Below are 10,061 nucleotides of genomic sequence, written 5' to 3'. Positions count from 1 at the left end.
AAAACCGGATGATGAATTGTTCAAAAAATTCATCATCCGGTTTTTATTTTGGACTAGGAGTTTTTTCCCAGCCTCTTTTTAATTAATCTTTATTTTCTGAACTATCTTCTTCGTTTTCAGTTTTGGCTGACTTCTTCTTTGGCTTAATATAAACAACCTTAAACTTGTTAACATAAGCGTTTTGGAGTTCAAGTGGCGTAAATGAGAAGTTGTCGACTCTAATTGGTGTTCCCACCTTCAAATCGTATTGGCGTTCCAAGAAGAACCCGGTTAAGGTTGTCACTTCAGACTTTTCAAATTGATCAATCTTGGTGTCGAAGTACCGTTCAAAGTCATCCAGTGGCATCTTCCCAGAAACCTCGTAAGTAGGATTACCTTTTGCATCGGGGTCCTTCTTTTCAATCATATCTGAGGTGGCGTGGTCAATTTCTTCGCCGACAGTCCCAAATAATTCTTCGTAGATATCCTTATCCGTAACAATCCCCGATGTACCACCATATTCGTCTTGAACGACAACAATTGGCACTTGCTTCTTAACCATCGTCTGTAAAACATTAGTAATTGGTTCACTCTCATAAACAATTGGGATCCGCCGCATGATCGTCCGAATAGATTGCTGTGGGTTAATTTGGTTTTGCCGCATAATATCATAGGCAAAAATATAACCGAGAATGTGGTCCTTATCGTTATTAGCAACAACTGGGAACCGGGTAAACTTCTTTTCGAAGTATAACTTTGCTGCATCTTCAATTGAAGCCTGGATATCAATTACTGCCAACTGGGTCCGGTCAATCATAATGTCTTCCGCGACCTTGTCGTTCATTTCGAAGGCCCGCCGCATGAAGAGGACGTCCTCTTTATCCATTTCACCGGCCTTTTCTGATTGCTGAGAAAGGGTCATGATTTCATTTTGTGAATAAGTATCTTCTTCTGGCTGAACATTGAAACCAAGCATCTTAGTGATTCCGGCCGCTGCAACAGCAAATAGCCATACGAATGGGTAGAAGATTGTGTGGAAAAATTGAATTGGGTGAACAATTGCAAGCAAGATCGGTACTGGCCGGTCAATTGCCATGTTCTTTGGTACCAGATCAGTGAAGACAGCGTGGAAGAAGGTAAAAATTAAGACACCGATAACTGGTGCTAAAGGTTTTAACACATCTTCTGGAATTAAGTGAATCTTCAACAGTAAGTCGGTAATAAATTCATCACCAATCCACCCTAAGATCAGGGAAGTCATGGTAACACCAACCTGGGCAGTCGAAAGGTACTCGTTTAGGTTGTTAACCATGTGTTCCGCACGCTTAACTTTTCTGGTTTGCCGCAGTTCCTTTAATTCACTTGGGCGCACCTTAACAACTGAATATTCCAACAGCGTAAAGAGGGCAGCTAACAATAGGATTAAGATAATAACAACTAATCTAAACCAATATGATGACCATAAAGCATCCATATATTATTAATTCACCTAGTCTTTCATTATTAATTTCATGTCTATTGTATCAATTTACTTTTTAACTGACCAACTATTTGGTAAAAAAGTGCGGTAAAATTGTGATAATTACTAACGTGAGGGTGAATTAAATGGCCATTGACCAGCAACAAGCAATAAAAAAGAGTACCCGGTTGAAGGAAATTATGGGGATAATGCGCAAATACCATTTTATTTCAAACTTTTACCGGCAAAAAAATCCGGAAGAGGTCTGTGCCGCACTACAGGAACTTGGACCAACCTTTATTAAGATGGGCCAGATATTATCAACCAGGCCAGACCTTGTTTCACCGGACTATGTGAAAGCACTCCGTAAACTTCAGGACCAGGTTAATGCCGATCCTTTTTCAAGCGTTAAAGCTACTTTTGAGGAGGCAACGTGGAAAGAACTAAGTGATGTTTTCGCGCACTTTGATGAGGAGCCCTTTGCCTCTGCTTCAATTGGGCAGGTTCACCATGCTGCTTTACATGATGGGACACCAGTAGTTGTTAAAGTCCAACATCCGACGGTTACTAAACTGGTTAATACCGACTTAGCATTGCTCCGTCAGGCAGTAAAGTTAATTAAGTACGTGCCCACGGGACAGATGGTAGTTGACCTAGACCGGACACTGGACGAACTTGGAAGTTCATTGTTAAATGAAATTAATACCATGAACGAGGCAAAAAATGGTGAGGAATTCTACCGCCTAAATAACGGTGACGGAATTTTTGTTGTGCCGCAAGTCTACACAGAGGATTGTGCTCCGCAGGTTTTAGTTAATCAGGCAATGACGGGCGAGAGCATTCGGAAGCTCTTTGATCAGAAAAAGACAGAGGAAAACCAAGAACGGAATAAGTATCTTGCCGAAGCGTTAGTGCGTAATTTTATGAAGCAGGTCTTCGTTGACCATTTTTTCCATGCCGACCCGCACCCAGGGAATATTTTATTTACTACGGCACCAGTAGGTGAACTGACGACGACAAAGCAGGTTAACAAGTCGCTAGGACAAGCTCAGTTTGCCTATCAACGCCAAGAAGCGCTACCACCATACCGGCTAATTTATTTGGACTTTGGAATGATGGGACGGTTAACGCCAGTAATGGCAGATGGTATTGCTGAAGTAATCCTTGCATTAACCAGTAAGAATGCCCATCGGATTGGCCAGGCAGTATTAGGGATTTGCAACCAGACAGGGGAACTAAACGAACTGCAATTTACCAAGCAGTTAGGTTCTTTTCTACGGCCGTACATGGCGGAGGGTCTTGGTCAAATTGACTTTTCAAACATGCTTTACCGGGTGGTCCAGCTATGTCAGGAGAATAACCTCCAGATTAAACCGGAAGTAACTTTGTTGATAAAAGCCTTTGGAACACTAGAATCAACAGTTGCCAAGCTTGATCCTGATATTTCAATGATGGCCGTTGCCCGGCCATTCGGTTTGGCCTATCTAAAGCGCAAATTAAAAGCGCGGGACCTGGTTGATGATGGCTTATTCAAGAGCTTGGCTAGTCTTGAGTCCGTCAGTCAGCTTCCGGAAAAGGTTGATACGGCACTAGACACCATTAATAACGGCGATGTTGAGGTTAAGTTCCGTTATGAGGGTCAGGAAAAATTGCTAAAGCAAGTAGAGCGGATTACGAACCGGCTCCTAGTTGTAATTATTTTGGCCGCAATCATTCTTGGATCATCAATGCTTGTTGAAAATAGTGCTCAACACCCACACATCTACCGGCTTGGTGTTGGTGGATATGCAGTTTCGGTGGGGATAATTATTGTCTTGGTAATTAGTGAACTCATTCATCGCTTCAAGCAATGGCAAAATAAAAATAAGTAAGAAGGCTAATTGTGAGTAGTAATGTTGTTATCTTGCTGACGTCACTGTTAACTTTATTGACGTGGGCCATTGCCATTTACCTAATACTAATTCGCCGTTTTCAAAACCAAGCGGCCATCCTTAAATACAATTTTTGGACTGCTTTTCTAATGTGGGCCAACTTAGTGGTATGCTTACCCGTATTGTTTTATCTGGGCGGAAAACCGGCATTTTGGTGGTGCCGACAAATCTGGTTATTAGCGACGGTTACCGACCTGCTTGCGACTGCTGGATTGATTATTTTTATTGCCGTCATCTGGACCTTTCGGATGCAAAAGGTGCCAAATGATTTGGACTACTTAATTGTTCTTGGTGCCGGGTTAAACAATGGCAAGGTACCGCCAGTATTGGCCGCCCGGTTAGATTATGCCGTGAAATTATGCCGGTCAAATAGGCAGCCCCAAATAATCGTCTCAGGTGGTTATGTTCATAACGACCACGTGTCAGAGGCACAGGCAATGGGCGAGTACCTGCTCAAACAGGGTATCGAAAGTAATCAGATAATGTATGAGGACCGGGCAATGAATACCTGGCAGAATCTACAAAATTGCATGGAATTAATTGCTGCCGATTGGCCGGGCCCATCTGCGCCGCAAATTATCGTCGTCACCAGTTCATTTCATGTTTTACGCGCCCGTAGTTATGCTTGCCAGTTGGGGTTAAACGTATTCTTTGCGGCAGCACCAACTTCATGGCGGTACCAACCGCTAACTGTAGTTCGTGACTATCTTGGCAACATTCGTGACCACCGTTACATTGCAATCATCCTCTTAATTTGTGAATTGATCGTTGCAGAAATTCTATTTATATAGGTTTTATCGGTACAGCAAACAAAAAGAGACTGGGGAGAAATGAATTTTCTCCCTGGTCTCTTTTTTAGCCTTACCAATGGCTGGTGCCTTACTTATCCTTATATACCGAAATCTCAACCAGGTTTTTGTCGGGATCATTTACGTAAATCGAGGTCATTGTTCCTTCAGAACCATGCTTTTCGATTGGCCCCTTAATGATCTCAACGTAGTAACTCTTGAGGTGGTGGATTATGTCCTCAAGCTTGTCACCAGAAACCATACAGAAGTCAGCTGACGCTACCGTTGGCTTGGCTGCCTTCAGATCAGTAGGCCGGTCCGCCTTTTGTAACCGAATCAGTTGGTGGCCACAGCGTAGGGTGATCAGGTGGTCATTTGATTGAGCGTCAATTACCGGCATATCAAAAACTTCGTGGTAGAAGCGCATTGATTCCTCAAGATCGCTAACCGTTAACACAATATGGTCGATTCTTCTCATCTTCATTTTCTGATTCCTCTTTTCTCGCTAATTATTATACGCTGGAGGCTTAAAAATTGGCAAACCCAATTTAGAAGCGTAAGATTTTAAACAGTAAATCCACCGAAAGGAAGTATTAATTTGGTACATTCAGTAGCAATTCCGGACCAAATTGAAGTACGTGGGGCGCGGGTCCATAACCTTAAAAACATCGACCTTAATATTCCGCTACACCAATTTGTTGCGATTTCTGGCCTGTCTGGATCCGGCAAAAGTTCGTTAGCAATGGGGATTCTTTACGAAGAAGGGTCTCGGCGCTATCTTGAGGCACTGTCTACTTATACGCGGCGACGGATTAAGCTTGGAGCTCAAGCAGAGGTGACGAGTGTTAAACATATCCCGTCAGCACTGGCACTTCGGCAGCGACCATCAGTTCCATCAGAACGAGCAACCGTCGGAACCATGAGTGAAATTTTTAACGTTATTCGGTTGATTTTTTCCCGCCTGGGCTCACCGGTTTGTCCTAATGGTCACCGGGTCAAGCCAAGTTTAGAAATTGCGGAAGCGATGAGTAAATCTGGCGATGACATGGGGATGATTACTTGTCCAGTGTGTGGTGCAAAGTTTATGGCCTTTAGTGCGGAAGACTTTGCCTTTAACTCCACCGGTGCCTGCGAAAACTGCCAAGGAACCGGTAAAGTTCGCCAAGTCGATGATGATAAATTAATTGGTGATGAAAACTTAACGCTTGCGGAGGGCGCGGTGGCGGCATGGCACTTGCCAGGACGTAATTTCATGCCTAACGTGGCCGAACAAGCGGGCGTACGGATTAATGTTCCATACAGGGAGTTGACACCAAAGGAAAAGGATTTTGTCCTCAATGGTCAAATGAAAAAGTTCAAAATGGACTTCCGTTCGGGAACTGGCCGGGTATTTCATGATTTTAACGCCCTTTATGAAAATGCACACCAGGCAGTTTTACGTTCTGCAAAGACTAGCAAGAGTGAGCGTTCACAGAAACGGATTAGCGAATTCTTTACTTATTCCACTTGCCCGGTTTGCCATGGTACCCGCTTAAAGCCGGAACTACTAAGACAGGAAGCGGGCGGCCTTAACATTGCCCAGGTGTCAAACCTGTCACTAGGAGATCTAAAAGCATGGAAGGATGATGTGTTGGCGACGCTCCCGGATGAGATGGGCACGATGGCCAATTCACTCTTCAAGGAGTTTGACGACAATCTTCGGCCGTTGCTAGAATTAGGACTCGATTACTTGACTCTTTCCCGGAATGGTAATTCGCTCTCAACTGGTGAGTTGCAACGGATCCAACTTGCCCGGACTTTACGCACACAGACTACCGGTGTTTTGTACATTCTTGATGAGCCTTCAATCGGTTTGCACCCCGATAATATCAACGGTTTGCTTGGCGTTTTTCATGAACTAGTTGCGCAGGGTAATTCACTAGTTGTTGTTGACCATAATGTTGATATCATCAAAGCGGCTGACTGGATTATTGAAATTGGCCCTGGCTCGGGGGAGGAAGGTGGACACGTCCTTGCTACCGGAACACCAACTGCGATTGCCAAGAACCCCCATTCAAAAATTGGCCCATATTTAAATGGAACGGCCAAGTTAATGGCGCGGCCTGTTGCTTGTGACCAGGCTAAAAAGCAAATTGAATTTACGGTTAATGATTATTACAACATTGAAAAAATTGAGTCACAGTTACCAGTCAACCGGCTTAGTGCAATTACAGGATTTTCTGGCGCGGGTAAGACTAGCTTAATTCTCGACAGCTTGGTACCGGCGATTGTTGCGCAAAATAAGGGAAAGAAACTGCCGGCACAAGTGACATCGTTATCGACACCAATTAAAGATGTGGTCAGTGTTGATGCAGCGCCAATTGGCAAAACGACTCGGTCAACGGTTGCTACTTATACCAGCATTATGGATAACTTACGAAAGCTGTTTGCGGCTCAACCATTGGCGAAGGAACGCCACTATACTGCTAGCTATTTCTCATACAATAATAAGCAGGGCGGTTGCGCAACTTGTGGCGGTACCGGGGTTGTGACGCTGGACATTCAATTCTTGCCAGACATGCAGCAAGTTTGTCCTGACTGTAATGGTGACCGCTACTGTCAGGAAATCCAGGAGGTTAAGTGGCACGGTTATTCAATCGTCGACTTATTAAAACTTGATGTCCGGGCAGCATTGAAAGTATTCAAGGATGTTCCGAAGATTGAACGCGAGTTGAAGCTCTTGCAAGAAGTCGGCTTAGCTTACCTTCACCTTGGCGAAAGTACGCCATCGTTGTCTGGCGGGGAGGCACAACGGTTGAAGCTAGTAAAGCACTTAAACCGAAACCAGGGAACTACTCTCTTTGTTTTTGATGAACCAACGATTGGGCTACACCCGTTAGATGTTAAGACCTTACTGGGAGTAATGCAGCAATTAATTGACCGTGGCGCGACTATTGTGACAATCACCCACGACCTCAACTTAATTGTTAATGCCGACTACCTGCTCGACCTGGGGCCACGTGGGGGCAAAAACGGTGGCCAAATCGTAGCCAGTGGTCAGCCACTAGAACTGGCAAAGCAACCGACGAGTTTAACGACGAAGTACCTTGCTGAATATGTTCATCGGTTTAATTGAAAAGCTGTATAAAGTATAAGAGGGCGTGACAAACTCAATTCTGTCACGCCCCCTTGTTTTAGTTCCGAATATTACAAAGATATCGCGTGCCACAACCCAGGGCCTTAGTGTCTAGCTACGGACAATCGCTAGCCCGTTCCGTGCTAACGACTAGCCATACCAAATAGGCTAACTTCGTGTCGCAGGCCCTAACCGGGGTTGTGTCACAGCTCCTATGTATTTCCAAAACTCACAAAGAAATAGCGGAAAAGTTTTATTCAAAAATCACAGGAAGACGGTTCCTATGCATGATAATTTTCCTTTAAGAAGTCCCGCATTCCCTGTGGCTCATGCCCGGTAATGTGCTGAAAGTCATCGGTTACGTCATTCATTAATCCCATTGCCGCAGCCTTGTACATTGATGCGAGTTCATCGCCATCCCCCTCGGAACGATAAATATCCGCAAATTCTTGGAGTGATACCGGCACGTACCCGATCTTCTTACCAGTTACTTGCGACATTATCTGGGCTAACTCATCCATACTGTAATTTTGTTTCATCGTCAGAAGGTAATTTTGACCATGATCTCGCAGGTATTCCTTAACCGCCACTTTAGCAATCGCTTCTGCACTGTCCTGGCGACTAATAAATGACATTTGCTGGTCGCCAATCGGGTAGATAACGTTGTGCCGTTCAATTAATTCCGGTAAGTACGGAACTAGTGGGTCGGCGTAGAGGCTATTCTTGACCACCGCGTACTGAAAATGGCTGCTGGCTAGCCGCGCCGGCAAGTAAGCATAGTAACCTGCCATTTGAAATGGATTATTGTATTGGTCAGCAAAAAAGCTAACGTCAACAATTGTTTTAACCCGATCCTTTTCCATTGCGGTAAGGGTATTTTCAAATTCATTGATCCGTCCCTGGACTTCATAGGTAAGGCTGGGGATGTAAATCAAAACATCGACTCCGGCAAATGCCTGAATAAGCGTTTCAGTATCAGCATAATCAATTGCGGCAACATCAAATCCCGCTGCCACCAAATTGGCTGCCTTTTTCGGGGTATGAACGCCAAGCCGAATGTCACGACTTGGTACCAGCTTATTTAACTCGGCAACAACCTTTTGTCCAAGGTGACCGGTTGCTCCAGTAATCATGTATTTCATAATCTTATTCCTTTCGTTGAATAGCTTCCTTTTGTGCCTGCTTGACCAAAATAGTGTCAATGACATCCTTGAGTTTAATCGAAACTAGTTTAGATTCAGCGGCAATCTCAGCCTCATGGTAATAGCTAGCGAGTGTCGATTGAATATTACCACCAACAATGCATTCTGGTGCGGTCTTTTCGTCGATGGTAAAGAGGTGCTTGTCCGAGCCCTCGACGGCTAGGTAGACATCATACAGTGATATTTTCTCCGCAGGAAGCGCCAAGTGAGGGTCGGCAGAGCCGTGAACCGTTTTGATCAGTCCAGATTTTCGCAGTGCACTCATTAAGCGTCGAACCACGACCGGCGAAGTTTCAACACTTCCCGCGATGTTTTCACTAGTCAATGGGACCTTTCCCTTATAAATAGAGATAAAAGCCAGAATATGGATGCTATCACTAAAGCGGGTTGAAATTCGCATTTCAATCATCCTTTCTTAAATAGTATTGTAACTCTAAATGTTACGTATTTTCAACAAGCGTTTACTATTTACTAAGCAATTAGATCGACATTTTCGCTAACCTTGCGATATCTCGTTCCTGTTAAATCATATTTACTTGAAACTAATAAAGTTACTGAAAAAGAGTGGCGATTAACAATCAAAAGAAGATTTCAAGTGTTAATTGCACTGGCATTAGTTTTGTCAATTAGCCTTATTTTACCTGCAACAGCTTCGGCTGGTTCTTCTAAGCCAATCATCGTTGGGTCAAAGAGTTTTTCTGAAAGTAAAACAGTAGTGAAATTTATGCAATTGCATTAGAGCATGCGGGTTACAAGGTAATCCGTAAACCCAACATTGCGAATTCAGTTGTTTACCGAGTAGTCAAGACTGGTCAAATTGACGTCTATCCGGAATATACCGGTACCATTGTCGAGACCTACTTAAAAAAAGAACGGCAGTGGCAAAACGGCCAATCAAATGGCAAGAATTGCTAGCTGAGGCGTTAAAAAAGATGGTTTGGTTACCTTCAAGTACGTAACCGGCAAGGGATCGGAATGCGGACGAGTATCGCCCGTAAATACGGTATTAGAAATTTGAGCGACCTGCAAAAAAACGCTGGCAAGATTCGGTTTGTATCATAGGGGGAGTTCGACAAACGGGCTGATGCCTTGCTGGGGATGAACAAGAAGGATGGTAAGTTCAATTTTAAATCCCACAAGGATTACGATGATAGCTTGAAATACATGATTATGTCGGAAGAAAAGGGTGACGCAGCACCCGTCTCAACGACTGATGGTCAGCTAGCAACCAGCAAATTTACCTTTTTAGTGGTACCTTGAAGACTTTGATCCGATCACAAATCTAGCACCCAATAGCTACTTAACCAGTTTCTATTCTGCTAATGTTGATAACCAAAAATTAAATGATTTCCTAGCAGTGATTGAGAAAAATCAAGTTACCGTCAAACCAACGAAGTTTTTAATTAAATCAAATGCCAGCAGCTCACCGTTTTCTAGAAAGCAGCCACAGCATTGGTAAAGTAATTGTGTTAAACAATTAAGCAACCACAAGACGGCTTTTTTTGTTTAGTGAGTATTTACAATCTAAGTGCAACAGATTTAAAAAAATAAACCCATAGCGGGTAGAATATGTTTAACGACCAAAGC

The 10,061-nt window shown here is 43.8% G+C and carries 8 protein-coding genes and 1 pseudogene; 5 read left to right on the top strand and 4 right to left on the bottom strand.

From position 1 onward, the window contains the following. Positions 1-82: 82 nt before the first annotated feature. A complete protein-coding gene (locus QOS07_RS08865; protein WP_283588592.1) occupies positions 83-1,453 on the bottom strand; it encodes a hemolysin family protein in 1,371 nt (456 codons plus the stop codon). 131 nt (positions 1,454-1,584) lie between these two features. Between QOS07_RS08865 and QOS07_RS08860 the strand changes: the two genes are divergently transcribed. Both QOS07_RS08860 and QOS07_RS08855 read left to right on the top strand, forming a co-directional pair. After that, on the top strand, positions 1,585-3,309 hold the full coding sequence (locus QOS07_RS08860) for an ABC1 kinase family protein (RefSeq protein WP_283588591.1): 1,725 nt from the start codon (positions 1,585-1,587) through the stop codon (positions 3,307-3,309). Between the two features lie 11 nt (positions 3,310-3,320). Then, positions 3,321-4,160, top strand: coding sequence for a YdcF family protein (locus QOS07_RS08855; protein ID WP_283588590.1), 840 nt, complete (start codon positions 3,321-3,323; stop codon positions 4,158-4,160). Positions 4,161-4,248: 88 nt separating this feature from the next. Here the strand turns inward: QOS07_RS08855 and QOS07_RS08850 are convergent, their stop codons facing one another. After that, complete coding sequence (locus tag QOS07_RS08850) at positions 4,249-4,641, bottom strand: VOC family protein (RefSeq protein WP_283588589.1); 393 nt, start codon at positions 4,639-4,641, stop codon at positions 4,249-4,251. Positions 4,642-4,755: 114 nt separating this feature from the next. On the opposite strand from QOS07_RS08850, the gene QOS07_RS08845 reads away from it, so the two are divergent. Next, the gene (locus QOS07_RS08845) at positions 4,756-7,272 is read left to right on the top strand and encodes an excinuclease ABC subunit UvrA (protein ID WP_283588588.1); all 2,517 of its coding nucleotides are present in this window, start codon (positions 4,756-4,758) and stop codon (positions 7,270-7,272) included. A gap of 281 nt (positions 7,273-7,553) precedes the next feature. Here QOS07_RS08845 and QOS07_RS08840 read toward each other — a convergent pair whose 3' ends face one another. Both QOS07_RS08840 and QOS07_RS08835 read right to left on the bottom strand, forming a co-directional pair. Then, positions 7,554-8,414: an NmrA family NAD(P)-binding protein gene (locus tag QOS07_RS08840; RefSeq protein WP_283588587.1), complete on the bottom strand. Its 861-nt coding sequence runs from the start codon at positions 8,412-8,414 to the stop codon at positions 7,554-7,556. A 4-nt stretch (positions 8,415-8,418) separates the two neighbouring features. After that, entirely contained in the window at positions 8,419-8,874 is a 456-nt protein-coding gene (locus QOS07_RS08835; protein WP_283588586.1) for an Rrf2 family transcriptional regulator, read from the bottom strand. A gap of 320 nt (positions 8,875-9,194) precedes the next feature. Between QOS07_RS08835 and QOS07_RS09630 the strand changes: the two are divergent. Together QOS07_RS09630 and QOS07_RS09625 are read left to right on the top strand one after the other, a co-directional pair. Next, positions 9,195-9,536: pseudogene (locus tag QOS07_RS09630) on the top strand (glycine betaine ABC transporter substrate-binding protein). Positions 9,537-9,572: 36 nt separating this feature from the next. Further along, positions 9,573-9,734 carry a hypothetical protein gene (locus tag QOS07_RS09625; RefSeq protein ID WP_408613365.1) on the top strand — a complete coding sequence of 54 codons (162 nt, stop codon included), beginning with the start codon at positions 9,573-9,575 and terminating at the stop codon, positions 9,732-9,734. Positions 9,735-10,061 lie beyond the last annotated feature (327 nt).

The sequence above is a fragment of the Limosilactobacillus viscerum genome (assembly GCF_947387525.1).
In the GTDB taxonomy this organism is placed as follows: Bacteria; Bacillota; Bacilli; order Lactobacillales; family Lactobacillaceae; genus Limosilactobacillus; species Limosilactobacillus viscerum.
This window is presented reverse-complemented; position numbering and strand designations above follow the sequence as displayed.

Coding starts and splice junctions, on each gene's coding strand:
- QOS07_RS08865 (WP_283588592.1), bottom strand. CDS start 1,453: ATGGATGCTTTATGGTCATCATATTGGTTTAGATTAGTTGTTATTATC.
- QOS07_RS08860 (WP_283588591.1), top strand. CDS start 1,585: ATGGCCATTGACCAGCAACAAGCAATAAAAAAGAGTACCCGGTTGAAG.
- QOS07_RS08850 (WP_283588589.1), bottom strand. CDS start 4,641: ATGAAGATGAGAAGAATCGACCATATTGTGTTAACGGTTAGCGATCTT.
- QOS07_RS08840 (WP_283588587.1), bottom strand. CDS start 8,414: ATGAAATACATGATTACTGGAGCAACCGGTCACCTTGGACAAAAGGTT.
- QOS07_RS08835 (WP_283588586.1), bottom strand. CDS start 8,874: ATGCGAATTTCAACCCGCTTTAGTGATAGCATCCATATTCTGGCTTTT.
- QOS07_RS09625 (WP_408613365.1), top strand. CDS start 9,573: ATGAACAAGAAGGATGGTAAGTTCAATTTTAAATCCCACAAGGATTAC.